We start from the raw sequence: 25,236 nt of genomic DNA, 5'->3' as shown, positions 1-25,236 counted from the left end.
TAATCAAAGAAAAGAGTATTTCACCAGAACTTGAGGTCCATTTTGAATCTGCGATATCTCTCTATGCCATTTTTCGCACTCTGCATTCTTACGATCGGAACCTTCTTGGTCCCCGTCGAGGACAGTTTCGCCGAAGCTCCATCGCCGGACGTGGCGGCCGATGTGAATACCCCGGAAGAAGACGACGAACCGGATGCCAACCTGGTTCCTCTCGAACCTGAATTAACCACTCTCCCTCCAGAGCTGACCGAACCCGCGCAGGATTCAGGAACGGCCATCGGAGCTGCATCGCAAGATCCGTCAAACTCGATGGTGCCATTCCCAAGCCCCATCCAATCCGCCAATGGCGGGACCGTCTACAATATTCCCATCGTGATGGACCCCACCGTGCAGAGTCACATTCGCTTCTTCAATACGTCGATCCGATCTCGCTTTGAACAATGGCTCATACGACTCAGCCGCTATCAACCGCTGGTTGAAAAGATTTTCTCAGAATTCAATATTCCCAGCGATCTGGTCTATCTGTCCCTAGTCGAAAGCGGCTTCAATCCCTACGCTTTCTCGCGCGCGAAAGCGACCGGGCCGTGGCAATTCATGAAAGGCACGGGAAAGGTCTATGGCCTCCGCATCGACAATTATGTGGATGAACGCCGCGACCCGATCAAGTCAACCGTCGCAGCTGCTCGCTACCTCCGCGACCTCTACGACCTCTTCGGAGCCTGGCCTCTCGCCATGGCGGCCTACAATGCCGGTGAAGGCAAGGTCATGCGGGCGCTCCATAAGGTTCAAGGGGAAACCTTCTCTGACATCTCGAAAACTAAATTGATCCGCACCGAAACGAAGCAATACGTACCCCGCATCATGGCCGCCACCGTTATCGCACGGAATCCAGATCAATACGGATTCCCGCAGAATCCTGTTGCGCCCCATCAGTTTGAAGAAGTGGTGGTGAATCGGCCGCTCCATTTCCATGCGATCGCCAACACCACCGGCATCCCGTACGAAGAACTCCGTCTTCTGAACCCGGAACTTCGACGCGACGCCACGCCGCCTGGGGAATCGGCGTACCACCTCAAAGTCCCGGTGGGAACCAGCGCGAAAGTGGTCCAGCTTCTGGATCGTGTTCCTTCATATAAATTTCCTCCGCTCCCGGCAGTCAAAGTACAACGCGTCAAAGCCGATAGCGGGCGATGGTATCGCGTACGCGGAGGGGACACACTCGAGAAAGTTTCCAAGCGTTTCCGCGTCCCCATGAAAACGCTGAAGGCGAAAAACAACCTGACCAGCCCCGTCATCAAGGCCGGGGAGTTCTTGATCATCGCACGTTAATGCCCATACCCCCGCTTCAGGCTTAGCCTGAAGCAACAGTACCGCAAAAGCGGGCGAGTTATGGTTTCTTAGGTGTGGCCGGTGCTGTAGCAGCCGGCGCAGGAGAAGCAGGGGCGGGATCTGGCGACTTCTTCACTTCAAGCACCTTGAGCCGCACAGCGGCTTCGTTGGCCAGCGGGGAATTCGGGTAGTTTTTCATCAAGTCCTGATAATGTGCCAGCGCACCCTCAGGCCGCGACAGACTCTCTTCCAGCCGGGCCAGCTCAAACAGTGCATGATCCCGATTCAACGCACCGGGAATATCCAGCACCGCCGAATAAGCCTTGGCTGCCTGATCACGATCCCCCTTCAAGAGATACGCATAGCCCAAACGCTGCTGAACCAAACCAAGCAGCGACGCATTCGATCCGTACATCAGAACAAATCGCTTATACGCTTCAATAGCCGCATCCAACTCATTGGCCTGAACCAACGCATTCCCGAGATGGAACGCCGCAAGCGGAGCCGTTGATGTCCGGGGATACTCCTCCACAATTCTCTTATAGAGCGCCACCGCTTCCTTGAGATTCGTATCCGCCTTTTTGGGGTCGTCTGCAGGCCGTGTGAAATAATGAAGCGTGGCTTCCCGTTCAAGATCTTGGGCTTTATGAGCCGTCTGGCTGTCGTACCACAACACACCACCGACAATTCCCGCTGCGAGCAGTAGAATCGCTGCCCCCACCAGCAACGGACCACGATAGACGCGCACACTCTCCAGCCAATGCTCAAGATTGCTGACCAGATGCGCCTCGTCGACCGGCAAAGTCCGTGGTGGAACTTTAATACGATAGGTCATAAGATATCCTGGCGAACTGCGATTTCACTTCGAATGAGCCTGGGCCTTATACTAGGGATTGATTTACCTTGTCAACGTAACTCATCCTGGTACGACCCACAGGCCCCGAGCGCCGCATGGTCAGAGAGAATCCTCCATGTTTCAGAGCCGCCTCCAACAGCTGGATAACCAATCGCTAACCCGGCGTCTCCATACACTCGGCTCTGCGACCGGGCCAACCATCCAGTTCGCGGGGCGCACGGTCATCCTGCTGGCCTCCAACGACTACTTGGGTCTCGCCACCCATCCTGACGTCATTCACGCCGCCATCCAGGCAACCACGCAGTACGGAACAGGTGCCGGAGCAGCGCGATTAGTCTGCGGCACACTCCCTCCTCATACAGAGCTGGAACAGGCTCTTGCCGCCTTTAAGCAGACCCCCTCTGCATTAGTCTATGGATCGGGGTACCTTGCGAATTTGGGCATCATCCCATCGCTCATCACACGAGGCGGGCAGATCTTCGCTGATCGACTCTGTCACGCCAGCCTCATCGATGGCGCGCGCCTCAGTCGCGCTGACCTGCGGGTCTACAGGCACCGAGATCTGAATCACCTTGAGTCCCTCCTCAAACGGACAACCCCTGGGCGACCAGTGCTCATCGTGACAGACGGGCTGTTCAGCATGGACGGCGATCTGGCCCCGCTTCCTGAACTGGCAACTCTGGCCGAACGATTCGGTGCGACGCTCTATGTCGATGATGCCCACGGCACCGGAGTGATGGGACAATCCGGCCGCGGCACACTCGAGCATTTCGAAGTTGAGGGCCGGATTCCGTTTCACATGGGCACCCTCGGCAAGGCACTTGGTAGTAGCGGCGCCTATCTCGCCGGCCCTACGGACATGATCCAATACCTGGTGAACACCAGCCGCCCCTTCATGTTTACAACCGCCCCGCCGCCTGCTTCGGCGGCAGCGGCCTGCGCCGCGCTGACCGTACTCCAAAAAGATCCGTCACGCCGCGCGCGGCTGTGGCGCAATCGCGACCATCTGTTCGCTGGCCTGACTCGTCTCGGATTTCACCTCACCGAATCCGCCAGCCCCATCCTCCCCATCCTGATCGGTCACGCCGAGAAGGCGCTCGCTTTTGCCGAACAACTGCTGGCTCAAGGGGTCTACGCGCCGGCGATCCGCCCACCGACCGTCCCTGATGGATCCAGCCGTATTCGCTTGACCATCACTGCGGCACACTCCCCTGAACAGATTGAATTCGCGCTTTCCGCCTTTGAACGCGCCGGACAATCCACACAGCTGATCTAGCCGATCAACCGGCTCCGCATCATCCCGCGAATTTCTTGCTTTCCCGTCTTGCTATGGCATGATGCTCACAAGTCATTCATCAGGGAAACCGCCACGCTGATCACAGTGGCGACACACGACCGACGACCAGTCTTACTACGGAGTCATACCCATGGATATTTCCAAACTCCTGACCTTTTCAGTCAAAGAAGGCGCGTCCGACTGCCATATCAGCTCGGGCGAACCCCCGATGATTCGCATTCATGGCGACCTAAAGAAGTTGGATCACCCGGCCCTTACACCGGATGAGACGCATGCGCTGATCTACGACATGATGACGGATACCCAGCGAAAAAACTTCGAAGAACATCGGGAATGCGACTTCTCGTTCGAGCTTGGCGATATCGCTCGCTTCCGCGTGAACGTCTTTGTCCAGCAGCGCGGACTCGGGGCGGTCTTCCGAAACATCCCCACGGAAATTCTTCCGCTTGAAAAGCTCGGCATGCCGCCCACCTTGCGTCAGCTATGCGACAAGGAAAAAGGGCTCATCCTCGTCACCGGCCCCACCGGGTCCGGTAAGTCGACGACGCTCGCCGCCATGGTCGACTATCTGAACAATACCTTCGAAGGCCACATCATCACAATCGAAGACCCCATTGAGTTCGTACACAAGTCAAAGAAATGTCTCGTGAACCAACGGGAGCTGGGCGTGCACACGCTGTCCTTTGCCAATGCCCTCAAATCCGCACTTCGCGAAGACCCCGATATCGTGCTGGTGGGAGAAATGCGCGATCTGGATACCATTCAGCTCGCACTGACTGCGGCAGAAACCGGGCACTTGGTCTTCGGCACGCTGCACACATCGAGCGCACCCAAAACCATCGACCGTATCATCGACGCCTTCCCACCGGCACAACAGGCACAGATCCGGACGCAGCTGTCAGAAGCCCTGGAAGCCGTTATTACCCAGACGCTGCTCAAGAAAAAGTCGGGAGGACGAGTCGCGGCGCTGGAAATCATGGTCGCAACCACCGCCGTCCGCAACCTGATCCGTGAGGCCAAGCTCCATCAAATCCCCGGCATCATGCAGGCCAGCCAGAAAGACGGCATGCAGACGATGGACATGGCGTTACTCGAACTGGCAACGCGTGGCGTCGTCACGAAAGCCGAAGCGCAATCGCGCAGCATGAATCCGAACCTCTTCGGATCAGCCGCCTCACTCAGCGGCGCCGCGTAACCACCGCAGGACCACGGAGACGGACATGGATATCCGCAGCCTCTTAAAAGTAATGGTCGACCAAGAAGCCTCCGACCTCTACCTCACGGTCGACGCGCCCCCGATCTATCGGATCCACGGTTCGACGCAACAGACGGACGCGCCCCCGTTCAGCAACGAACAACTGGAGGCCTTGGCCCTGGCGCTCATGCGCGGGCAGCAACGGGGAGAATTCGAAGAGAAGATGGAGATGAACCTGGCGCTCTACTACAAAGAGCTGGGCCGGTTCCGCGTGAATATTTTCCGACAGAGAGGCAATGTCGGTCTCGTCTTCCGTCTGATTAAAGCAGAGATTCAATCCGTCGATCAGCTGCAACTCCCGCCCATCATCAAAGACATCGCCATGACCAAGCGCGGGCTTGTGTTGGTCGTCGGCGCCACCGGCTCCGGAAAATCAACCTCGCTCGCGGCCATGATCGACCATCGGAACTCCATTCACCAAGGGCACATCATCACGGTCGAAGACCCGATCGAATTCGTCCACAGCCACAAGAAATCGCTGATCACCCAGCGAGAGATCGGCTTCGACACCCTGAGCTTTCAGAATGCCCTGAAAAATACCCTCCGGCAGGCCCCCGACGTGATTCTCATCGGCGAAGTCCGGGATACCGAAACCATGGAAGCCGCCATTACGTTCGCAGAAACCGGGCACCTCTGCATCGCGACGTTGCACTCGAATAATGCCAACCAGGCCATTGAGCGCATCATGAACTTCTTCCCGGTCGAACGGCATCCGCAAATCTATCTTCAGCTCTCGCTGAACCTGCGCGCCATTATTTCACAACGCCTCATTCCCTCCCTCGATGGGCGGCGTGTGCCGGCGCTCGAAATCATGCTGGATACACCGCGCGTGAAAGACCTCGTCAAGAAGGCAGAAATCGACACGCTCAAAGAAGCGATGGAGCAGGGAGTCGATGAAGGCTGCCAAACCTTCGACCACGTCCTCTTCCAGCTCTACAAAGCTAATAAGATCAGCCTTGAACAGGCCTTGATCAATGCGGACAGCGCCAACAATCTCCGTCTCAAGATCAAGCTGGAAGGGCTCAAAGGCGATGACGCGGTGAATGCCCTGCTGGATAAGCACCCCTCGCACCAGCAGAGCGATGCCTTTAAGATTCAGGGGAGCGGAAACGTAGTGCCTCTCAAGAAGCGCTGACACACGTGCGGGAAGCGAAGCATTGACCGTCGGCCGGTTACCGTTCCGGGGCATTCCCCGTCTGATGCTCCAAATACTCCGCAATCTTCTCCAATGCCAGCGCGCTCAGCTTTGCGCCATACCATACCGGCATCGTCCGCTCCGGATACCCCGGAACAACAAACACTGACGGATCCACCACAGACTCCACAACATACTCGTGCACGGTGCTGGCCTTCCCGTGATAAGAGGGGTCGGCCAGCCGTTGAGCCCCTGTCACGCCAAGAGTGAGGCGCGGGCCAACCTGCCCGACCGCGCCTGGAATTCCAGGAATCGCGTGACACACAGGACAACCAGCTTTGGTGAACATCTCAACAATCGGTTCGTCCCCGGACACGAGCGGGATCATCTCTGCCGTCAGCGAAGTCGGCCCAACATTTTTCGGAGCCACGGATCCGGCCGATGGAGCTGGCGGAGTGCGCAACGTCCACAACGCATAGAGCAGCACCAACACCATGACAATTATGATCGCCGACCGCTCCGGTGGTCGAGGCGTGTGTGGGGATGAAACGGATGGTTCTAAGGGATCAACCTGCATGCAGATTCAAAGACGATGTTGGGACCAATGCTCTCCATCAGAATGGGACGGGCGATCCGGACTACTTCGCAGCATCCAGGGCACATCGAAACCCGACCGTCCGATCTTCAAACTCCGGCTCCGCTGAAAATCGAGCCGTCACGCGCAATGCCGTTGGTAGATCCGCCCACGACCCACCACGAATGACCCGTTTCTCCCCGCTTTTCGGACCCAGGGGATCAGCGTCAGGGCTCTTCTGATAATACTCACGATCGTACCAATCGTTCACCCATTCAGCCGCATTTCCGGCCATGTGCGCAAGGCCGTACGGGCTCTTGCCCCCTTCCTTCAATCCATGGCGAACACTCATTCCCTCCAGTCCGCTGCCGACCGGCACCAAGGTAATGGCCTCACTCACCCAAAGACCGCGATTGTAGTTCGCAATATCGACAAATGGCTGCATCGCCCCCCAAGGATATCGCCGGCCATCCGTCCCCCGCGCCGCCTTTTCCCATTCAGCTTCAGAGGGCAATCGTTTCCCTGCCCATGCACAATAAGCGGCGGCTTCCGTCCAGGTCACCCCCACGACAGGGCGATCCTCGAGAGAACGCCCCGAATCCTCATCGGTGGGTACCGGATCCCCGCGCTTGCCCAGCTCAAGAAATTGCTGATACCGCCCGGACGTGACCTCATATTGATCAATGTAAAACGCCTTGATGGTCACTGTGTGCTCGGGCCGTTCATTCGGCAATCCTTCATTGGCGCCCATGAGAAAAGGCCCGGCGGGAACCAGGAACATCGGAGCACCATCTTTGCCTTTGACGGCTTCTACGGATTTTGGCGGAGCGCCTTTCGAAGAAGGCAGATCTGCCGCCTCAGCGAATGACAGCGCCGCCACCATTCCAACTACCAGGCTGCAGCAAACTCCCCATTGCATAGTCCGTCTCCCTGTTGCACGCACCACCACCACTACGCACACGCGGCTGACGAAGAAAGTGTACCCGGCAGGATCCGCAAACACAACGGGAACCCCATGGGGATGCGGAGGGATGCTGAAACAGGCATCGAGCTGAAGGATGGTTGGTGTCCCCAACGGGATTTGAACCCGTGTTACTGCCTTGAAAGGGCAATGTCCTAGGCCAGGCTAGACGATGGGGACATATGAACGACGACAGTGGCAAGGAACGCGGGAGTTGTATCACACTCGCGAACGCCCTGTCACTACGCCTTTCTGCACCACCGGCACAAGGCCGATCCAAACCGCCGACACCGTCCGATACCGATCTCAGGATTGAATGTGGTAGACTCTCTCGTCCAACGGCCAATCTCCAGATTTGACCGTTCCGAGAAAGGATGCTGCTCATGGTTAGATCAACCTTACATTTCGCTACCGCTGGCCTTGGAGCCCTGCTGGCACTCAGCTTCGGGTGTACCCACGATACCTATCAACAGCGGGCCGACATCGTGAAAGACCATGTCGAAGCGTTCTACTCGCACCTGAAGACTAACCACGTCGAGGCGGCCGTGCGCGAGAACGAGCAGATTGAAGCCATGGCGGGTCAGATGGGGGAGACTGTTCGGAAGCGGGCACAGCTGCAAGGCACCACGCAAGTGGAACGGGAGTTTGCCTTGATGAAAACCGCCAATGAGGCGGCGGCGCAAAACTGGCTCGCACTGGGCCAATATTTTTCGATAAAGAAGCAACCCACGCAAGCACGCGCCACCTATCAGAGAATCGTCGATACCTATACCAACCCTACCGACCGTTCATACCGCGAGCAGGCTCAGCGGGCGCTGAAAGACCTCGAGATCTTGTCCCCGCCCACAACCCACGCGCTTCCCTAGCCTTGCCGGCCCGATATCGCGACTATGCGCTGGATCTATAGATGTCCCCCTCGCACTCGATTCTTGATAGACGGATGGATGGGCACCTTGCTGCTCATCCTCACTACCCTGCCGGGATGCGTACATCGGATTGAAGTCCATCCGGTCCCGAGCCATCCAGCAAGCAACTCTATTCCCCGCTCACTGCAAGTGGGGATCAGCAGCTTGACGATTCAAGGCGCCGATCACATGCCGGGCATCACGCTGCTGGAGTGGCGCACTCCGGATCTCTCCCGCGCCACAATGGAATACATCCGCAACCGAGGCACCTTCGCGTCGGTGTCCGAAGGGCCTGCAGATCTGGCCATGAAAGTGACCGCCAGACTCTCAATGATCGCACGGGGGCCCTACGTCTACCACGTCCGCCTCCAGGCAGATATGGGAACAGCGACAGACCCGATCAAGTCCTATGATGTGGAACGATCCGCGACTGGATCCTCTGCGCGGTGGGTCACGGCATCCGATCGCGATCCCATTGAGGCGGCCCTCCAGCTAGCACTGGAAGACCTCCTCACGAATATCGAATCGGATCGTTCGTTGTATCTGGTCAAAGAACCGGTCAGAGGCAGTAAGCCTTAGCCTGTCGTCTCCACGACAACACAGATTTTCTCGCACTTACCACTACGCAGATTTTGCTTGGACAAACTTTTCCCAGGCCTGCTTCGCTACCAAGGGAGCAGCCTCAACGTAATCCGAACAATCCAGGCGCAATGATTGATCCGCCAGCGAGGTATCAATGAACTGGCAATGGTGAGAAGCTGCGCTGTTTGGATGCGCGTTGGGGCTAAAATGCTCACACGATACGCACATCCGCGCCACAGGAATCTCTCCCTGTAATTGTAGCGCTCGAATCATCTTGACCAGAATGGCAAGAAGATTGGCCTGCTCCTGCCCCGACAACTGCTGCGTCGCGGCCGCTAACGCTTCCGGCCATCCCGTTCCCACCTGACTGGCCTTCATTCCCTTCGCCGTCAAATGCACCGTCACCACCCGATTATCCTCATCAGACCGGCGGCGCCGCACCAACTGCTTCAACTCCAGCGTACGAATGACCTCCGATGCCGTCGGAAGCTTGACGGAAAGCTCTCTCGCAATGACCGACACCATGGCGCAACGATTGGGCTGTGTTCGCAAGAAGGACAAGACCTGCACCTGCAATGGCCCAACCCCCTGCCGTCCCTGCCGACGCCATGGCCGGCTCTTCATCGCCAGGCCAATCTTCGATAGACCCGTCACCAATCGCCCCGGTAGCTCGTCTCGATCAATCTTAATCAATGGCATGTCATGTCCCTCGCTCAATGTGTGGGAAACCTACGTATGGTGGCCAGTGTATTGGTTGCATTACTGGGGCGTCAAGCCACCCCCTCTTTTTTCCTGACGAAGGGACCACAGCAGTCTCATTAGGGTGTGTTAGTGCGCACTGGCGCAGAATCGACGTGAGAACCATCCCACATGACGGATGCTATTCACAACGTGGTGAGCCGGCTGGGACTCGAACCCAGGGCCCTCGCCTTAAAAGGGCAATTCTGCCACCCATAAACACTTTATTTGTCAGCACCTTATCATATTTTTGCAAAATCTGTGGAAGTCAACTCCGGCAACGGCATTTCAATCACTTGCACGATTTATTAATGTCCGTTCTCGACCGGCACCGTCTCAATTATCTGCTCTGAATTGTGGTCGGAACTCTGAGCCACGAAGTCACGTCCAAGGCCCGCCGGCTGGCCAATGACGTTGAAACATCTCTCTTTTGGCAGCGGCTCGCATTGGAGGCATGAGGAAGCCTTGAAGTAATTCCACGACCTCACTGAGTGACACCTGCTCAGCCGCAAGATGGCCTTTCCGGACAAAGGCCTTCCACTGCGTCTGCTTGATGCGATCCTTCACAAAGCGATCCGTCAGCGCGGTGGGGATGTCTACCGGGAATGCGGTCTGTCGCCGCGTAAACGTGGCCTGGATCGCTTGGCTCAAGACCGAGCCATCAAATGGATGAGCTCTGGCGAGAAGCCAAATGTCATAAAAATCCTTCATTCGGCTATTCGCTGCATCCAGCATCACCATCGCCTGAAATTTCTCCGCGATCGCGCTCTCAGGAGAGTACGCCAGAAGATGGGGGGACGGAAAATCAAGGAGCGCCGGGAAATCAATCGGAATCGGCCCTGGAACGATGACGTCACCAAATCCGACATCCACCTGCATGTTGAGCCGCATCTTTCCAATGTGGGAAATGAACGCGACACGGATACCTCCGTACTGATCCTCAAGGCGAATGGGCTGGACTCGCACGGTTGCTGCGTCGAAGAGACATCCGTCATCCGACACCTTTTGTCCGCAGACATCTTTGATGACCTGCTCCAGCTCCTCCTGGGACAGCACCTGCCGCCCCATCAGATCCACATCGATCGTCGGGCGCGAAAGGGGCGCATCCCAGAGCCGAAGCATGAGGGCCCCCTTGAGATAAAACCTTGTGGCATGCGGCGATTGACTGAGACGGAACAGGAATCGTTCAATGGCAAAATACTGGAGCAACTCTTGAAGAGGCCGGTCCTGCGCCTTGGCTTGATTGAGCAGCCGCTGATGAATCGATGCCGGCAGATTGGACGGATGACCGGCCATTATGTCAGCGCCTCCAGATACGGACGCATGACACGTTCAACTCGGCAGAGTCGAGCATACTGAAGCAGCGCACGGGGCGTCACGCGCTTCCGCTCACGGGCCAGTCGCAGCGCCTCAACGGCCACATCGATGCCGATTTTGTTCCGAAACTTGAAGCAGTCCACCACCGTCTTTTCTGGTCCATATACGCGAATCGGTATACCCTCGATTGAATGCGTTTCGATCCCTTCGGAGTACGCGGCACCCGTCATCAGAAACACGCGAAGCGGAGGATGGTCGAGCCGTGGATACCGGGTCCGACGAGGCAACGCAATGTGGACCTCGTGCGGGATTTGGGTGGTGAGACCATGGAAGGAGAGCGCCGAGATGAGACAGATCACTGCCTGAGGGACTCGACGCGCCACGACAAGAAGATCCGGATGGCTCGGCTCCGGCAGTTCGGCCAGCCGGTACACTCCCCGGGTCACAGAGACAAGCCGCCCGGCGTCACGAAGGCGGTAGAGAATGCGTGGATGGATCCCCAGCTTCAGCGCATGAGAGGTCCGCAGCACGCCCCGATGGCGGCGGAAAGCAGCTTCAGCTCGGCGTTCCAGCTCAACGCGCTTCATATGAATGGATACATATGCATGCACTTACAGCTAAATGCAAACGTTTTTATCCACCAACCGACCTATGCCGGCCAGCATCCTTGGTCAACGTTTACGCCGCTGATACATCCGAGTACTCCGTGCCTACCATGCATGTGCATCATCGATGATCAATGGGGCAGAGCCCCCCCCGCGCCAAGAGATCTCGCCACAAGCCAACTCTTCATTGGAACGGCCTCTTTGATCAACCGGTCCTCTTGTTCCTCGATCTCTGTCATTCACGCTTATCCTAGCTCAAGCCCTTGTTGCTCTGCGGCAGCACCCTTCCCACGCGCTCGCGATGGGCTTCCGCCCAGCATGTCATGGGGTTCTCGAATCTCATATCCCATCTTGCGGTACGCCTTGATTCGATTCCGATACATGCTCAGAAGCATGGCGTTGCTCGAATCGACATAATCGACGATTCGAACATGGGTTTTACCCTCAACCAGGCGATGGAGTCGACCTGCATATTGGACCATCCGTCCTTCGAATGACAGCGGCGTTGCCAAGACAAGCGTATCCAATTCAGGCAGATCAACCCCTTCACCAACCAATGGTGCCGTGGCTACCACGAGCAGAGGCACGCCTTGGGTCCTGATCTCACGGATTCTTTCAAACGCGAGACGTCGCTCTTTGATGGACATATCGCCATCGAGTCGAATCACCACGAGCTGCGCCAAAGATGCCTCTGCTGTCGCCAGATTTTCAATTCCCTTCGTCAGCGTATCAAGATGGTCCTTCCGGTCAGAAATCAAGAGCGGAAATTGCTTCGCTGAAAGCGCCTTCACTACGTCCGCCGCAATCCGACTATTTCTTCCGGTATCATTGACAAGACTATGCATCAAGACATGATAGGCCGGTTTCTCTCCCACTTCGCTGGGTGGACGATACCCGGTCTCAAAGATCGTGACGGTTTTTTCGAGCTTGCCTTCATCGGCAGACACAATTTCATGTCTCACCGGACCACACTGCTGAAAGAGAATTGCCTCAAGGCCATCCTTTCGATACGGCGTGGCGGTCAGACCAAGCACGTACCGTGCAGGGAGCTGCTTAAGAACTCCTTCAAATGACACGGCCGGAATATGATGACACTCATCAATGATGACATGCGAGTAGCGCAGTGCAATCTCGTGAAGGTCCCCCATTCGAGTCAGTGTCTGAAGCATCATCAGATCAAGCTTCCCGGTTGTCTTCTTTATTGTGCCTCCAAGAATCCCGACCTCCTTCGGATTGAGCCCAAGGAACTTAATCAGGCTCTCCTTCCACTGGTCGAGAAGCGGTTGGCTGTGCACCAAGACGAGCGTGGACACGTGTCGTTCGACGATCAGCGCGCAGCCCACCACCGTTTTGCCAAACCCTGGAGGAGCAACGAGTACGCCGATCTCGCTTTTTTTGAGGGCCCTGACCGCTTCCTTCTGAGATTGTGTCAGTTCTCCAGCGAATTCTACTTTGATTCGTCTCTTGGCCAGCCGCTCATCGCGCATGACGACTTGCGCGCCCGCTCCCGATAAGATGTGGGTCACCCGGTCAAGCAGGCCCCGAGGCAACAGCAGTTCATCCGGACGAAGCTCTCCAGAAAAGATGAACCGCGGATGCGGATAGGTCTGCATCCGCATTCTTTGCAACTTGTAGAACGTTGGATTGGGAAAGCTCGCCGTTTTCCTGAGTCTCCCAAGAAGCTTTCCTGGCAACCCTGTGAGAGGCACGCGAATCATGGAGCCAACGGTGAGTTCGACGGTTCCTTCGATCGTGGGCTCCGCGTGATCTCTGCTCCCGCTTTCGGCATCCATGAGCGATCGATCCGTTATCCATGCCACATCGTCAAAGGCATCGTGCCGCGTCGAGGCTTTCGGGAAGCTTGGAAGGAATCGGTCGAGCAGCCGTTGCACCTCTTGACAGTGCGGCCGTTTCACGTGCGCCAGGTATTCCCACTGGTCTTGAATGACGGAAAGCCGCTCATCCAAGAAACAACTGTTGCCCGACTCTCGGGGTGTTTTCTGTAAAGGCAGCGCAATCAGGTTGCCGAACCCACCTTTGGGCACATAATCCTGGCTGGGGAACAAGCGGTCAAATGACTTCATGCTGAGCTGGTGCCGAGCCTCAAGACAACGGGAGAGAATCAGCGTGCCCACATTGCGAGCGAGTCGAGCTGGAACTTTTCCGTCAAAGAAAATCCACGCATGAGCCCCTTGTCCAGAACGGGATCGCTCCACCGCCACTTCGATTCCAAGCCCCTGTGCACTCTCTCTGTAGACACTGACATCCTCCTGCCATCCTGAGCCGTCAAAATCGCACGCGAGAAACGCACACGAATCATCCGCATCAATCGCATACGTTCCAATCGTCAACTGGCCCTGAAGATGTGCTTGAGCCGCATCTTCATTAAGAGGGAGAAACGCCTGATTGCCGCAATCGGTGCATCTGATCGTTGGTTTCTGACAAAGAGGCTGCACCCATTCGTTGCGGCAGGCCGGAGCGTAGCCGCTCTTTCCCGACTTGGCGTTTTCCCACCGCTTTGGATAGACGCTTTCACGGCAACGAAACAGCTGCAAGAACACGGCTATCTGTTCGTCTGGAGTGATCGGGGGTGAATCTCGAAGCGGCCGACCCAATAGGGCACTGTCGATAACCTGCGTCAGCGCAGTTTCCCGATCAGCAACACTCTTGAGCTCCTTGATAGCCTGAAGAACCTCAGCCCTTTCGACATCCAGCTGCTTGAGTCGAAGCTCGAGAGCCCGGAACTGCGGCTCTGAGAATTGAGAAGCCCCTGGAGCAGTCACACTCAGGCCACCTGCTTCTTCGGCAGTTTGGGCTCAACGGCAATTTGTCCTGCCATACCAAGAACGGCGAGCAGCTTGGCAATCGACTTCAACGAAATGCCGATATCCTCAGGATCTAACAATCGTTGCACCTGAGACGGTCCTGTGCCCAACATCTTCTGCAGCGCGTTCACGCCGATGCCTTGCGCCTTCATCATCGCCCGAAGCTTCATCACGAATTGACGTTTCATCGCCACGGCAATCACCTCTGCCTTGAACGCATCATCTTGTTCATTCAACCAACCATCGAATGAACTTCCACCCGCTCCGGATGCTTTCCTGGTTTTCATATTGCCTATCTCCTCTTTCAATAGTCCTTCAACCTTCGCCGAACAAGCGCAATATTGGCTTCAAGTACTCGCTGATCCTTCACCGCTGCATGGAGAAGGACCACGACCCTGCCACCGTCGAACGTATAGAACACCCGCTACCGAACCTTGCCCACCCTCTCCCGCAGTTCAAACAGCCCCTAGCCCAGTGGGCACGCATACGGCATGGGCAGCGCGGGGCCATTCATTTGCAGCACTTGAATCGCCTGCCCAAGCTGAAGCCGCTCACTTCAATTCAAAGACTGCACCCATTCTCTGACCGGCTCAGCCCCCTGGGGCGTCCGATAAAAGATGACCTTGTACGCAGGCGCAAATTGAGACGTATCCATCTCGATTTGCATCTTAGCACGGACACTACTAATATTAGTAGTTTTCGCGCAAGTCCTGCCAAGCCTGTTGGGGGGGGACCGCCCCAAAGAGCCTTGTCATGGAAGTGAGGTTACGGTCGCGTGCGTGGGTGTGCTGGATGCTGTTGTTCACTTCCAAGAGGCCTGCAACCGTGATCGCGGTAAAGAATTCGGGCCAGCTTTGCTACCTGGTCACACCGCCGCACACCAGGGAACATACTGAGCCGATACGAAAAGAGGGGCCCTCGCCTCGAAAAAGTCGAATTAGCCCAATAAAAGTAGGGGGTTTTTCTGCCAATAGCGGTTCTGTGGAAGTGACAAAACTCCTAAGTGCTTGAAAATGGTGAGCCGGCTGGGACTCGAACCCAGGGCCCTCGCCTTAAAAGGGCGATGCTCTACCAACTGAGCTACCGGCTCACGATGCGAAATGCTGTCATCCAGCCAGGCGATTGTCAACCCCATAGAGACCAGAAGTCGCCATGCCGGCTGGCTAGGAACGTGGTCGACGGCGGGAACACTTCAGCGGATTGCGCAGGGTGACGGTTTCGGTGCGCTTGGATCCGGTCGAGATCATATCGATACGGCAATCTGCCAGTTCTTCAATGCGTGCCAGATAACGCTTGGCTTCAGCAGGAAGCTGCTTATACGTGGTCGCCCCGGTCGTCGAGGACGTCCAGCCTTTCATGCGTTGATAGACCGGCTCGCACTGCATGAGCACGTCCAGGTCTGAGGGCATTTCCTTGTAGAGAATGCCCCCGTGTCTATACCCCACGCATAATTTTAATTCCTTACAACCGTCCAGCACATCCAATTTCGTCACTGCGAGCGACGTCAAGCCGTTTACCTGGGCGGCATGACGCACCACAACCGCGTCGTACCAACCGCATCGCCGCGCGCGCCCGGTGGTCGAACCAAACTCACGCCCGCGCTCCTGAAGGCCTTGACCCACGGCGTCGGTCAACTCCGTCGGAAACGGTCCGCTTCCGACCCGAGTCGTATAGGCTTTGGCGATTCCCATCACCGCATCGATCATCGTCGGCCCCACACCAGTCCCGGTGCAGGCCCCGCCCGCGGCAGAACTGGACGACGTGACAAAGGGATAGGTTCCAAAATCGACATCCAAATGGGTACCCTGCGCCCCTTCAAACAAGACCGTCTTATCCTTGTTGATCGCCCGATTCAACAGCGTCGTCGTATCGACGATATAGCTCTTCAGGCGTTCCGCATAGCCCATGTATTGATCGAAGACCTTGTCGACCTGAAACGTCTCGACTTTATAGAGCCGCTCCAAAAACCAATTCATTTCGACGAGATTTTCTTCCAGCTTTTTTCTGAACAACGCCGGATTCAACAAATCGCCCATGCGAATCCCGACGCGGGCCATTTTATCAGCATAGGAGGGCCCGATCCCGCGACCGGTTGTGCCGATCTTGCGCGAGCCCTTTGACTGCTCGGATGCCCGATCAATGGCCTTATGGTAAGGCAGAATCATATGCGCCCGTTGGCTGACGGCAAAATTCTTCCCAAAGGCAATACCCAATGGTTGAAGCCGATCCATCTCTTCGATCAACGCACCTGGATCGACGACCACGCCGTTTCCAATGACACACGTCGTCCCGCGATAGAGAATCCCCGATGGAATCAGATGGAAAATATAGGTCCCGCGCTCGTTGATGACCGTATGTCCCGCATTCGAGCCGCCCTGATAGCGCACGACAATATTGGCATCTTTCGCCAAAATATCGACGATCTTGCCCTTACCTTCATCGCCCCATTGGGCGCCAATTATGACGAGATTTCCCATACCACCACTTCCTCTCAGCCCGTTCAATCACGAAAAAATGGCTCTGACCCGATGGGGAGATCAGAGCCGCGGGGGCCCATCGTAGGTACCGCCCATCCGTTTGTCAAGCCGATCCCCGCCTAAAACACCCAGAAAAACACCCTACCCCCACTCCAGCCACTCCTGCATCAACACCGTTCCCACCCCGGTGGGCGTCGGTTCCAGCCGTCTCCCATGTTTCGCTTTCTTGACTGGGTGGGACCTGCGTGTTAGCATGCCGGAACTTCTCGCGGAGTACGTATCTCTAGACCAACGGTGTGGGGCTGTAGCGCAGTTGGGAGCGCGCGTGAATGGCATTCACGAGGTCGCCGGTTCAATCCCGGCCAGCTCCACCAAACCAACCTTCGGTTGAACCGCGCCCTCTAGATCGTTGAATGCATTTGCGCGCGGGTCACTACTTCTCATTCATCTCTCTATCTGATTGAACAATAGCCATGCTACAAATCGAATCAGTCCATAAACAATACTCCACGAGAATTCTGCTTGAGGGCGCATCGGCACACCTTCGCCCTGGTTCCCGAGTGGGATTAGTCGGACCGAATGGGGCCGGCAAAACCACACTCTTTCGGATGATCCTCGGGGAAGAATCTCCGGACAAAGGCACCATCCGCAAACGCCCGCGGCTCCGCATCGGGTACCTGCCGCAGGAACTCGAAACGATCATCGGCAAAAATGTGCTGGATGCCACCCATCGCGATCTCTACCCAGAACATGAGGCCGAGCGGATCCTCATGGGATTGGGATTTTCGGAAATCGATTTCACCCGTCAGGTCGAAAAACTGTCCGGTGGTTATCGGATGCGGGTGGCGTTAGCCCATCTACTGCTGACCAACCCTGACGTCCTCATGCTCGACGAGCCGACCAACCACCTGGACAAACCGACCCAACGCTGGTTCGAGCAATTTCTCCTGGACTCGGAAATGACGCTGCTGCTCATCAGCCACGACACGGCGTTTCTCGATCGCGTCGTGACCCATATCTGGGATCTTCGACACCACAAGATCGAAGAATATCGCGGCAACTATACGGCCTTCCAACGACTCCGCGCGGAGCGGGATGCCCAGCGTGAGGCCGCTGCGGGACGCCAGGCGAAAGAAGTCGCACGGGTTCAAACCTTCGTGGATCGTTTCCGCTACCAGGCCAACAAAGCCAGCCAGGTTCAATCGCGCATCAAGCAGCTTGAGAAGGTCAAGATGATCGAGATCAAGCGCGATCCGAAGCGAGTGAAGTTCAAGTTCCCCCTTCCCGCGGCGAGCGGCCGGCAGGTCCTCGAGCTGGAGGGCGCGGCCAAGCGCTATGGCGAAAAAGTAGTCTATGAGCGGGTTGATTGCTCGATCGAACGCGGGCAACGCGTTGCGCTGGTGGGAGAAAACGGAGCCGGGAAAAGCACGTTGCTCAAGATGCTGGCAGGAGCGCTGGAGCCGGATAAAGGCAAGAGAACGGTCGGCCATGGCGTGACGCTGCATTACTTCGCCCAGCACCAGGCCGAGACCTTGAATCCAGAACATTCGATTCTCCAATCCCTCTCGGAAGTGTCCCATCAAGCGGAGATGAACTTCCTCCGCGGGATCGCCGGCGCCTTTCTCTTTACCGGTGACGATCAAAAAAAACCGATCAAGGCGCTGAGCGGAGGGGAACGCAACCGCGTTGCGCTTGCACGCATGCTGGTCGAGCCGGCCAACACGCTGTTACTCGATGAGCCGACCAACCATCTCGACCCGGCGTCGGTCGACATGCTCACCGATGCCCTCTCGGATTTCCCCGGCACGATCATCTTTATTTCGCACGACCCTACGTTTCTGACGAGAGTCTGCACACGCGTCATTGAGATCGAAGAAGGCAAGGCCCGCAGCTTTACCGGCGACTACGAGTATTACTTGTGGAAGAAAGCGCAGGAAATCGACTCTATTAAGGAATCAAGCGACGACTTAAAGGGAGCGGAGCGCGGGAAAAACACCGGACCAACCAGGGCCATGGCGTCGCAAGCCCCAACTAAGTCCTCAGCCGGAGATCGTCGAGATTTGAACAAGACCCAGGCTAGACTGGAAAAGCAGGTCACACGCGCTGAAGCCGAGATCGCCGAGTGTGAGTCGAAGATTAAAGCACGAGACCTTGAGCTGGCTGATCCCTCTCTCTACAAAGAGAAGTCCACCGCATGGAGCGATCTGCAGATCGAGTATGATGGGTGGAAGAAGGACCTTGTTCGACTCACCGCCCGATGGGAAACACTGTCCGCTGAACTGGAAGACGTGAAGCAGAAGCTCACGGCCTTCGCCTAGCGAAATCCAGAAAACACCATGCAGAGATTTGAACGATGGGAGGCTAAAACGGAAGGGCCTGCATCTTCAGCTACACGGAGGATCTGATCGTTTCTTCGAGGTAGTAAAAAAGCCAGCGGTTCTTGTCTTTGGTCACCAGATCATCCCACACCACCCCTGTCAAAAATCCTTTTTCCCAATCCTTTACCCAGGCGACCGTTCCCTCCAACTTTTCCTGCTGGTCGGCGCCGTCTGAGTCTAAGAATGCGAGAGACACGGTCACTCGCTCATTGATGGGGAAACGATCCTTGGTGTGCAGGCCGGCGCCGATTTTATTCACATTGTCGAGCACAGCCGTACTGGCGCGGCCACCGCTTTTGGGGGCAATGAGAGCAGAACCCACCAAGGTCGCACGGACGAACTTGCGTCGCTCGCTGGCGACCGCGGCTGCAACTGATTGCTTCGACTCTCCGCGCTTCATAGGTCCTAAGTATAACCGATTAGAAAACTTTGTAAACCACCTAAAAAACCTTATGGGCGAGGCTTCGGCCGATAGTACTGCCGTTCTTTCAAGACGTCAGGGAGATGCGCCTGATCGACCTTGGCCTGGGGATCATCATGGACGTATCGATACCCTTTCCCATATCCAATCCCCTTCATGAGCGAATTCACGGCATTCCGCAAATGCAACGGGACCCCAAGATTTCCATGGGCTTGAGCATCCTCCTTGGCCTCCAAAAAGCCGATATAGGACGCATTGTCCTTCGGTGCAGACGCCAGGTAGGTCGTCCCATGAGCGAGATTGATTTGGGCCTCTGGAAGCCCGATAAATTGCACGGCCTGAGCCACGGCATTGGCCACCAAAAGTCCCATGGGATCGGCATTTCCGACGTCCTCCGAAGCAAAAATGACCATGCGGCGTGCGATGAATTTCGGATCCTCTCCAGCCTCCAACATTCGCGCAAGCCAATAGAGCGCACCGTTCGGATCGGAATCGCGCAGGCTTTTGATGTAGGCGGAAATGACGTTGTAATGCTCCTCTCCCGCCTTGTCGTACCGGAGCGCCTGTTTATTCAGCGCGACGGTCAGCAACGCCTCGTCAATGCATCTCGTTCCGTCCGCGCCGACAGGCGCCTGCGTCACCACAAACTCGGCAGCCGTCAATAACGCGCGCGCATCGCCGTTGCCGAATGCGACCAGGCGCTGCCGCGCTCCAGGCGACAGACGGGCCTTCAACTGCCCCAGGCCAATTTCTGAATCGCTGAGCGCCCGGTCAAGAATCTGGCCCAACGCTTCGTCGGACAGCGACTTGAGCACAACCAGGATCGAGCGCGACATCAGCGGGCTGATCACTTCAAATGAGGGATTCTCCGTCGTCGCCCCAACCAAAATCACCGTACCCCGTTCGACGTGGGGAAGAAAGGCATCCTGTTGGGCTTTGTTGAAGCGATGGATTTCGTCGACGAAGAGAACCGTCTTCAGCTGCTGCAACGCGAGCCGGTGTTCGGCAGCCTTGATGATCTCGCGCAGTTCAGGAATGCCGCCCGTCACTGCTGAGAATGCCACGAAATGCGCTTTCGTGTGGCGGGCGATGAGATGAGCCAGCGTGGTCTTGCCGGATCCCGGCGGGCCCCAGAAGATCACCGATGACAGACGATCGGACTCGATGGCCTTGCGCAGCGGCCGATCCTGTCCGACGATCTCATCCTGCCCGGCAAAGTCGGCAAACTCCCGCGGGCGCATCCGTTCCGCCAGCGGGGCTTCCGCCTTCCTGCCAGACTGGGGAGCAGCGAACAAATCAGGCTCTGGATCACGCGGGGTCGGCATCGATGGCTCCTGAAAATGAGCGGATTGTATACGCCATATGCCTTGATCGCAAACGGCCCCTTGACCAGCAACACCGCCGATGCTACGAAGAGCCCAACCTCGGAGAGACTTGTGCACACAACAGTGAACGGCATCACTTTGGCTTATAGTGACTCAGGCGCCGGCGTTCCAATTGTCCTCCTGCATGCCTTTCCGCTGAACCGCACCATGTGGGCTGAGCAGGAAGCCGCCCTGTCTTCGCAGTTTCGTGTGATCACAATCGATCTGCGTGGACACGGCGAATCCGATGCGCCGCTGTGGCACTACAGCCTCGATCAGGCTGCAGATGACGTCCGTGCATTGCTGGACCATCTATTCATCACGCAAGGCCTGTTCGTGGGACTGTCGATGGGCGGCTATGTCCTCTTGGCGTTCTACCGAAAGTATGCGGACCGGGTAAAAGGAATGGTACTGGCCGATACGCGAGCGCAGGCAGACACGCCAAAAGGCAAAGCGGGGCGATTCCAGATGGCACAAATCGCCTACAAACAGGGGCCTTCTGCTATCGCCGATATCATGATCCCAAAGTTATTGAGTCCCGCAACGATTCAGTCGAAACCTGAGATTGTTCAGCGAATCCGAACGATGATCGAAGGGAACCAGATCAGCGGAATTGCGGGAGATTTGATGGCGATGGCCGAGCGACCGGACTCAGTGCCGTTTTTGAAGCAGATCACCTGCCCCACCCAGATCATCGTTGGCGAACTGGATCAGGCGACCCCGCCGGCCGATGCGAATCTCATGGCCGAGCAAATTCCCCATGCCAGGCTGGCCATCATCCCAGGAGCCGCGCACCTGGCAAACATCGAACAGCCGGGAAAGTTTACCCGTCTTATTGAAGAATTTGGCTCAGAACTGAAGAAGTAGCTGACGGTTACTCTCCCAAGATCTAGTCTGAGGCGCCGCCACCGCTGCGGCGTATGAGCTTCAAAAACTCCAGCCTGGTCTGCTGCTGGGTCCGGAACGCGCCGAGCATAGAACTGCTGACGGCGACCGTGTTCTGTTTTTCCACCCCACGCATCATCATGCACAAGTGACGGGCTTCGACAACCACGCCCACGCCATGCGCGTTGAGCTTGGTCTTGAGGGTCTCCGCAATCTGCACGGTAAGCCGTTCTTGCACTTGAAGCCGGCGCGCGAAGGTATCGACAATACGGGGAATCTTGCTGAGGCCAACCACTTTCTTGTTGGGCAAATACCCCACATGCACCTTGCCATAAAAGGGCAACAGGTGATGTTCGCACATGCTGTAGAAATCGATGTCTTTCACGATGACCATTTCATCGTACTCAATCGGAAAGAGCGCCCCGTTCAAGAGGTGGTCGATGTCACGGTGATACCCCTGCGTCATGAACGCGAGCGCCTTGGCCACGCGCTCGGGAGTCTTGAGCAATCCGTTACGGCCCGGGTTCTCCCCAAGCGCCAACAAGGTCTCGGTGACGAGTGCCTGCAGCACGCCTAGATCTGCCGGTCGTTCCGCCCCACCCTCATGCTCAACCGGCTTCCGCCGTTGGCTCGCTGCTCGCTTGGCCATAATGTCTCCCTAGGATCTCGCCGCAACCGAAGCCGACCCCGTGTATTCGAAATAATTGTCCCTCGTCTCGATGACGGCGACTTTCTTCAGTTGCCCTTCCGGAATTTCCGCGACGAGCAAATCCCAGATCAGGAGCACCAGGTTTTCCCCTGTCGTTGTCTGCGTAGCAAATCCGGGGTCCTGGTTCAGATCCCGATGATCGAATCGGCTCACAATCCGGTCGGCGACGACCCGATCAAGCGCATCGATGTCCATCGATCGCCCGTTCTGCGCGGCACCGGGACTCCCGATCGTCACAAGCACCACATAGTTATGCCCGTGCCCGTTGGGATTGTTGCACTTGCCGAAGACCACCCGGTTTTCTTCAACCGATAAATGGTCGGTGTGCAACCGATGTGCGGCGCAGAATCGATACCGCCTGGTGATGCTGCCCTGTCCCATGTCATCCACACTGAAATCGGTGAAAAAGACGAAGCCAGGATTCCCCTCACGGGCAACCCTGGCTTCGTACTATCTAAAAACTGTAGGCAGAGTGCGCGTCCTCTTCCTTCCGGTCAATCCGCTTAGGCGCTGAAGGAGCTGCCGCAGCCGCAGGTCGTCTTGGCTTGCGGATTCTTGATCGAGAATCCTGAACCCTGGACGCTGTCGACGTAATCGACTTCGGCACCCTGCAAGAGAGGAGCGCTCTGAGAATCCATGATGACCTTCACGTCACCCTTTTCAATGACGGTGTCGTCTTCGCCCATCTTGGACTCAAACGCCATCCCATATTGGTAGCCATGGCACCCGCCGCCGCGGACATAGACGCGAAGGCCGACCACGTCCTTCTCTTCCGCCATGAGCTCTCGGATCTTCTGTTCTGCAACTGCTGAAATGGTAACCATTGTCTTCCTCCTGTATCTCCAGATCCGCAACCTGCGATCCGGGTTGGCTTAGTGTAACACCTCTCTACCGAATATCAACTCCCTGCGCCTCCGATTGTATGGCTGAAGGCTCCACAAATTTAGGATCCGCAAACTTGGACTCCGGAACCCGCACGACGACATCGCCCAATACTCTCGCCTGACAGCCCAGTCGATGCCATGGTTCACTCAAGTTTTCCCGATCCAACAAATCCTGCTCGTCGAAGTCGATCTCGGACAGCTGATCACGGCCGGACTGCACCTCAACCCGGCAGGTCGTGCAGGACGCATTGCCCCCGCAATCGTGATTCAGCAAGAACCCCAACTCCTTGGCGGCATCCAGCAAGGTCAGGTTTCTGGTCACCGTGCCGCTTTTCCCTTGGGGATGGATGAAAGTCACGCGCGGCATGATCGATCCTTATACCCCCACCGGCGCCGGCTTGAACGGACAACGCCCCAACCGGAGATGCTCTTCGTACTCTTTCTGGAACAACTTCACGCTGCTCTGCACCAGGACCGCGGCACCGGTCACCAGAGTGCAGTAGCCCGTGCCCTTCACAAACCCGCAGAGCTGCAACAGGCTATCCATATCTTTTTGCGTACCCTGGCCCTCTTCGATCTTCGCCATCAATGTGGCCAGATTGTTCGTCCCCATCCGGCAAGGCGGACATTGCCCGCAGCTCTCACCCTTGAAAAAATTCGAGTATTTCAGCGTCGCCGCCACCATGCAGGTCGCATCGTCGATCACAATCGTTCCCGCACTGCCCAATCCTGTTCCAGCTTTCTTGAGCGAATCGAAGTCCATCTGCAAATCAAGCTGATCGGCCGTGACCATCGAGAAGGCCGGGCCACCGGGGAATACGGCCTTGATCTGACGACCGCCCTTGACGCCGCCACCGCACTTCTCGATCAGTTCACGGATGGTCACGCCCATCGGCATTTCATAGACCCCCGGGCGATTCACCGATCCGCTCAGCGAGAACATCATCGTACCGGGACATTTCTCCGTTCCAACCTGCGTAAACCAGGATGCGCCCTTATACAGAATCCGCGGGATGTTACAGAGCGTCTCCACATTGTTCACCAATGTCGGCTTCCCGTAGAGGCCGAAATCCGTGGGATAAAACGGTGGTTTCTGACGGGGCATGGCCGGACGGCCTTGCATCGACTCCAACATCGCGGTTTCTTCACCGGCCACATAGCTTCCGTGGCCTTCGAATACCTGCAGTTCGACGTCGTACCCCTTCCCCAGCACATTCTTCCCTACCAGCCCTCGCGCCTTGGCCTCAGCCAACGCCTTTTTCAGATTCTCCCGCTCTTCTTCGTATTCGTGGTTCACATAGATGAAGGCGGCTTTGGCTTGAACGGTATGGGCGGCAATCAGGCATCCTTCGATCAATTGGTGGGGAAGCGCCTTGAGTAAGTATCGATCCTTGAACGTTCCCGGCTCATGCTCGCCGGCATTACAGACAAAATAGTGTTCCTTCACTCGATGATTGAGAACCTTGTCCCATTTGACCCCGGTCGGGAATCCGGCGCCGCCCCGGCCTCGCAGCCCGGCCTTCTTCAATTCGGCCACGACATCGTCGGCCTTGAAGCCGTCGACACACCGCTTCCACGCCTCATAGCCTCCCACCTTGAGATATCCTTCGATCTCCCAGGGTGCGCCCTCAAGCTTCTGGACTAGACGGGGTTCAGTCGCAATGGACATAGACATTCCTTCGAAAAAATCCGCGAGTTTAGAAGCCGTACTATACGGCTGACTACGCGTCTCCGTCAAG

At 56.7% G+C, this 25,236-nt stretch carries 24 protein-coding genes and 3 tRNA genes; 9 read left to right on the top strand and 18 right to left on the bottom strand.

Annotated features, from left to right (window positions below):
* The first annotated feature begins 63 nt into the window (after positions 1-63).
* Positions 64-1,329 (top strand): transglycosylase SLT domain-containing protein, encoded by a 1,266-nt coding sequence (locus Q8N04_14755; protein MDP3091936.1) that lies wholly within the window; start codon positions 64-66, stop codon positions 1,327-1,329.
* Between the two features lie 58 nt (positions 1,330-1,387).
* Here the strand turns inward: Q8N04_14755 and Q8N04_14750 are convergent, their stop codons facing one another.
* On the bottom strand, positions 1,388-2,164 hold the full coding sequence (locus tag Q8N04_14750) for a tetratricopeptide repeat protein (GenBank protein MDP3091935.1): 777 nt from the start codon (positions 2,162-2,164) through the stop codon (positions 1,388-1,390).
* 136 nt (positions 2,165-2,300) lie between these two features.
* Here Q8N04_14750 and bioF point away from each other — a divergent pair, with 136 nt between their 5' ends.
* The 3 genes from bioF to Q8N04_14735 all read left to right on the top strand — a co-directional run bounded on the left by bioF (position 2,301) and on the right by Q8N04_14735 (position 5,872).
* Positions 2,301-3,461, top strand: a complete 1,161-nt coding sequence (gene bioF, locus Q8N04_14745) for an 8-amino-7-oxononanoate synthase (GenBank protein MDP3091934.1) — start codon at positions 2,301-2,303, stop codon at positions 3,459-3,461.
* Between the two features lie 151 nt (positions 3,462-3,612).
* Positions 3,613-4,677 (top strand): type IV pilus twitching motility protein PilT, encoded by a 1,065-nt coding sequence (locus Q8N04_14740; GenBank protein ID MDP3091933.1) that lies wholly within the window; start codon positions 3,613-3,615, stop codon positions 4,675-4,677.
* Between the two features lie 25 nt (positions 4,678-4,702).
* The gene (locus Q8N04_14735; GenBank protein ID MDP3091932.1) at positions 4,703-5,872 is read left to right on the top strand and encodes a PilT/PilU family type 4a pilus ATPase; all 1,170 of its coding nucleotides are present in this window, start codon (positions 4,703-4,705) and stop codon (positions 5,870-5,872) included.
* Positions 5,873-5,909: 37 nt separating this feature from the next.
* Here the strand turns inward: Q8N04_14735 and Q8N04_14730 are convergent, their stop codons facing one another.
* The 3 genes from Q8N04_14730 to Q8N04_14720 all read right to left on the bottom strand — a co-directional run bounded on the left by Q8N04_14730 (position 5,910) and on the right by Q8N04_14720 (position 7,587).
* Positions 5,910-6,449 (bottom strand): hypothetical protein, encoded by a 540-nt coding sequence (locus Q8N04_14730; protein ID MDP3091931.1) that lies wholly within the window; start codon positions 6,447-6,449, stop codon positions 5,910-5,912.
* Between the two features lie 61 nt (positions 6,450-6,510).
* Complete coding sequence (locus Q8N04_14725) at positions 6,511-7,365, bottom strand: SUMF1/EgtB/PvdO family nonheme iron enzyme (GenBank protein ID MDP3091930.1); 855 nt, start codon at positions 7,363-7,365, stop codon at positions 6,511-6,513.
* A gap of 144 nt (positions 7,366-7,509) precedes the next feature.
* A tRNA-Glu gene (locus Q8N04_14720) sits at positions 7,510-7,587 on the bottom strand.
* A 203-nt stretch (positions 7,588-7,790) separates the two neighbouring features.
* On the opposite strand from Q8N04_14720, the gene Q8N04_14715 reads away from it, so the two are divergent.
* Both Q8N04_14715 and Q8N04_14710 read left to right on the top strand, forming a co-directional pair.
* Positions 7,791-8,273: a hypothetical protein gene (locus tag Q8N04_14715; protein MDP3091929.1), complete on the top strand. Its 483-nt coding sequence runs from the start codon at positions 7,791-7,793 to the stop codon at positions 8,271-8,273.
* Between the two features lie 78 nt (positions 8,274-8,351).
* Entirely contained in the window at positions 8,352-8,891 is a 540-nt protein-coding gene (locus tag Q8N04_14710) for a hypothetical protein (protein ID MDP3091928.1), read from the top strand.
* A gap of 42 nt (positions 8,892-8,933) precedes the next feature.
* Here the strand turns inward: Q8N04_14710 and Q8N04_14705 are convergent, their stop codons facing one another.
* From Q8N04_14705 to Q8N04_14675, 7 genes are all read right to left on the bottom strand, one after another.
* Positions 8,934-9,593 carry a MarR family winged helix-turn-helix transcriptional regulator gene (locus Q8N04_14705; GenBank protein MDP3091927.1) on the bottom strand — a complete coding sequence of 220 codons (660 nt, stop codon included), beginning with the start codon at positions 9,591-9,593 and terminating at the stop codon, positions 8,934-8,936.
* Between the two features lie 420 nt (positions 9,594-10,013).
* Positions 10,014-10,928, bottom strand: coding sequence for a nucleotidyl transferase AbiEii/AbiGii toxin family protein (locus Q8N04_14700; protein ID MDP3091926.1), 915 nt, complete (start codon positions 10,926-10,928; stop codon positions 10,014-10,016).
* Complete coding sequence (locus tag Q8N04_14695) at positions 10,928-11,536, bottom strand: type IV toxin-antitoxin system AbiEi family antitoxin domain-containing protein (GenBank protein ID MDP3091925.1); 609 nt, start codon at positions 11,534-11,536, stop codon at positions 10,928-10,930. The genes Q8N04_14700 and Q8N04_14695 overlap by 1 nt, the downstream gene beginning before the upstream one ends.
* A 263-nt stretch (positions 11,537-11,799) precedes the next feature.
* Positions 11,800-14,337, bottom strand: a complete 2,538-nt coding sequence (locus tag Q8N04_14690; GenBank protein ID MDP3091924.1) for a DEAD/DEAH box helicase family protein — start codon at positions 14,335-14,337, stop codon at positions 11,800-11,802.
* A 2-nt stretch (positions 14,338-14,339) separates the two neighbouring features.
* Entirely contained in the window at positions 14,340-14,666 is a 327-nt protein-coding gene (locus Q8N04_14685; GenBank protein MDP3091923.1) for a helix-turn-helix transcriptional regulator, read from the bottom strand.
* Positions 14,667-15,393: 727 nt separating this feature from the next.
* Positions 15,394-15,469, bottom strand: a tRNA-Lys gene (locus Q8N04_14680).
* Between the two features lie 73 nt (positions 15,470-15,542).
* A complete protein-coding gene (locus tag Q8N04_14675) occupies positions 15,543-16,856 on the bottom strand; it encodes an adenylosuccinate synthase (protein ID MDP3091922.1) in 1,314 nt (437 codons plus the stop codon).
* Positions 16,857-17,154: 298 nt separating this feature from the next.
* Here Q8N04_14675 and Q8N04_14670 point away from each other — a divergent pair.
* Together Q8N04_14670 and Q8N04_14665 are read left to right on the top strand one after the other, a co-directional pair.
* Positions 17,155-17,230 (top strand) — tRNA-Ala (locus Q8N04_14670).
* A gap of 99 nt (positions 17,231-17,329) precedes the next feature.
* The gene (locus Q8N04_14665) at positions 17,330-19,174 is read left to right on the top strand and encodes an ABC-F family ATP-binding cassette domain-containing protein (protein ID MDP3091921.1); all 1,845 of its coding nucleotides are present in this window, start codon (positions 17,330-17,332) and stop codon (positions 19,172-19,174) included.
* A gap of 70 nt (positions 19,175-19,244) precedes the next feature.
* Here the strand turns inward: Q8N04_14665 and Q8N04_14660 are convergent, their stop codons facing one another.
* On the bottom strand, positions 19,245-19,634 hold the full coding sequence (locus tag Q8N04_14660; protein ID MDP3091920.1) for a PilZ domain-containing protein: 390 nt from the start codon (positions 19,632-19,634) through the stop codon (positions 19,245-19,247).
* Positions 19,635-19,684: 50 nt separating this feature from the next.
* Complete coding sequence (locus tag Q8N04_14655) at positions 19,685-20,980, bottom strand: replication-associated recombination protein A (protein MDP3091919.1); 1,296 nt, start codon at positions 20,978-20,980, stop codon at positions 19,685-19,687.
* 111 nt (positions 20,981-21,091) lie between these two features.
* On the opposite strand from Q8N04_14655, the gene Q8N04_14650 reads away from it, so the two are divergent.
* Complete coding sequence (locus tag Q8N04_14650; protein ID MDP3091918.1) at positions 21,092-21,886, top strand: alpha/beta fold hydrolase; 795 nt, start codon at positions 21,092-21,094, stop codon at positions 21,884-21,886.
* A gap of 22 nt (positions 21,887-21,908) precedes the next feature.
* Here the strand turns inward: Q8N04_14650 and folE are convergent, their stop codons facing one another.
* From folE to nuoF, 5 genes are all read right to left on the bottom strand, one after another.
* Positions 21,909-22,553 (bottom strand): GTP cyclohydrolase I FolE, encoded by a 645-nt coding sequence (folE, locus tag Q8N04_14645; GenBank protein MDP3091917.1) that lies wholly within the window; start codon positions 22,551-22,553, stop codon positions 21,909-21,911.
* Positions 22,554-22,562: 9 nt separating this feature from the next.
* Entirely contained in the window at positions 22,563-22,994 is a 432-nt protein-coding gene (locus Q8N04_14640) for a 6-carboxytetrahydropterin synthase (GenBank protein MDP3091916.1), read from the bottom strand.
* A 122-nt stretch (positions 22,995-23,116) separates the two neighbouring features.
* A complete protein-coding gene (gene erpA, locus Q8N04_14635) occupies positions 23,117-23,437 on the bottom strand; it encodes an iron-sulfur cluster insertion protein ErpA (GenBank protein MDP3091915.1) in 321 nt (106 codons plus the stop codon).
* A 64-nt stretch (positions 23,438-23,501) separates the two neighbouring features.
* Positions 23,502-23,864: a 2Fe-2S iron-sulfur cluster-binding protein gene (locus Q8N04_14630; GenBank protein MDP3091914.1), complete on the bottom strand. Its 363-nt coding sequence runs from the start codon at positions 23,862-23,864 to the stop codon at positions 23,502-23,504.
* Positions 23,865-23,873: 9 nt separating this feature from the next.
* Positions 23,874-25,166: an NADH-quinone oxidoreductase subunit NuoF gene (gene nuoF / locus Q8N04_14625; GenBank protein MDP3091913.1), complete on the bottom strand. Its 1,293-nt coding sequence runs from the start codon at positions 25,164-25,166 to the stop codon at positions 23,874-23,876.
* Between the last annotated feature and the right edge of the window lie 70 nt (positions 25,167-25,236).

Source organism: Nitrospira sp. (assembly GCA_030692565.1).
Taxonomy (GTDB): Bacteria; Nitrospirota; Nitrospiria; order Nitrospirales; family Nitrospiraceae; genus Nitrospira_D.
The sequence above is the reverse complement of the archived record's forward strand: the minus strand, read 5'-3'. Positions and strand labels throughout refer to the sequence as shown.

What these genes read in the sequence shown, in the direction of transcription:
- Q8N04_14640 (MDP3091916.1), bottom strand. Translation starts at nt 22,994, where the DNA reads ATGGGACAGGGCAGCATCACCAGGCGGTATCGATTCTGCGCCGCACAT.
- folE (MDP3091917.1), bottom strand. Translation starts at nt 22,553, where the DNA reads ATGGCCAAGCGAGCAGCGAGCCAACGGCGGAAGCCGGTTGAGCATGAG.
- Q8N04_14730 (MDP3091931.1), bottom strand. Translation starts at nt 6,449, where the DNA reads ATGCAGGTTGATCCCTTAGAACCATCCGTTTCATCCCCACACACGCCT.
- Q8N04_14700 (MDP3091926.1), bottom strand. Translation starts at nt 10,928, where the DNA reads ATGGCCGGTCATCCGTCCAATCTGCCGGCATCGATTCATCAGCGGCTG.
- nuoF (MDP3091913.1), bottom strand. Translation starts at nt 25,166, where the DNA reads ATGTCCATTGCGACTGAACCCCGTCTAGTCCAGAAGCTTGAGGGCGCA.
- Q8N04_14695 (MDP3091925.1), bottom strand. Translation starts at nt 11,536, where the DNA reads ATGAAGCGCGTTGAGCTGGAACGCCGAGCTGAAGCTGCTTTCCGCCGC.
- Q8N04_14735 (MDP3091932.1), top strand. Translation starts at nt 4,703, where the DNA reads ATGGATATCCGCAGCCTCTTAAAAGTAATGGTCGACCAAGAAGCCTCC.
- Q8N04_14705 (MDP3091927.1), bottom strand. Translation starts at nt 9,593, where the DNA reads ATGCCATTGATTAAGATTGATCGAGACGAGCTACCGGGGCGATTGGTG.
- Q8N04_14725 (MDP3091930.1), bottom strand. Translation starts at nt 7,365, where the DNA reads ATGCAATGGGGAGTTTGCTGCAGCCTGGTAGTTGGAATGGTGGCGGCG.
- Q8N04_14660 (MDP3091920.1), bottom strand. Translation starts at nt 19,634, where the DNA reads ATGAAGCGCGGAGAGTCGAAGCAATCAGTTGCAGCCGCGGTCGCCAGC.
- Q8N04_14710 (MDP3091928.1), top strand. Translation starts at nt 8,352, where the DNA reads ATGGGCACCTTGCTGCTCATCCTCACTACCCTGCCGGGATGCGTACAT.
- bioF (MDP3091934.1), top strand. Translation starts at nt 2,301, where the DNA reads ATGTTTCAGAGCCGCCTCCAACAGCTGGATAACCAATCGCTAACCCGG.
- Q8N04_14685 (MDP3091923.1), bottom strand. Translation starts at nt 14,666, where the DNA reads ATGAAAACCAGGAAAGCATCCGGAGCGGGTGGAAGTTCATTCGATGGT.
- Q8N04_14630 (MDP3091914.1), bottom strand. Translation starts at nt 23,864, where the DNA reads ATGCCGCGCGTGACTTTCATCCATCCCCAAGGGAAAAGCGGCACGGTG.
- Q8N04_14665 (MDP3091921.1), top strand. Translation starts at nt 17,330, where the DNA reads ATGCTACAAATCGAATCAGTCCATAAACAATACTCCACGAGAATTCTG.
- Q8N04_14655 (MDP3091919.1), bottom strand. Translation starts at nt 20,980, where the DNA reads ATGCCGACCCCGCGTGATCCAGAGCCTGATTTGTTCGCTGCTCCCCAG.
- Q8N04_14715 (MDP3091929.1), top strand. Translation starts at nt 7,791, where the DNA reads ATGGTTAGATCAACCTTACATTTCGCTACCGCTGGCCTTGGAGCCCTG.
- Q8N04_14740 (MDP3091933.1), top strand. Translation starts at nt 3,613, where the DNA reads ATGGATATTTCCAAACTCCTGACCTTTTCAGTCAAAGAAGGCGCGTCC.
- Q8N04_14750 (MDP3091935.1), bottom strand. Translation starts at nt 2,164, where the DNA reads ATGACCTATCGTATTAAAGTTCCACCACGGACTTTGCCGGTCGACGAG.
- Q8N04_14755 (MDP3091936.1), top strand. Translation starts at nt 64, where the DNA reads ATGCCATTTTTCGCACTCTGCATTCTTACGATCGGAACCTTCTTGGTC.
- Q8N04_14675 (MDP3091922.1), bottom strand. Translation starts at nt 16,856, where the DNA reads ATGGGAAATCTCGTCATAATTGGCGCCCAATGGGGCGATGAAGGTAAG.
- erpA (MDP3091915.1), bottom strand. Translation starts at nt 23,437, where the DNA reads ATGGTTACCATTTCAGCAGTTGCAGAACAGAAGATCCGAGAGCTCATG.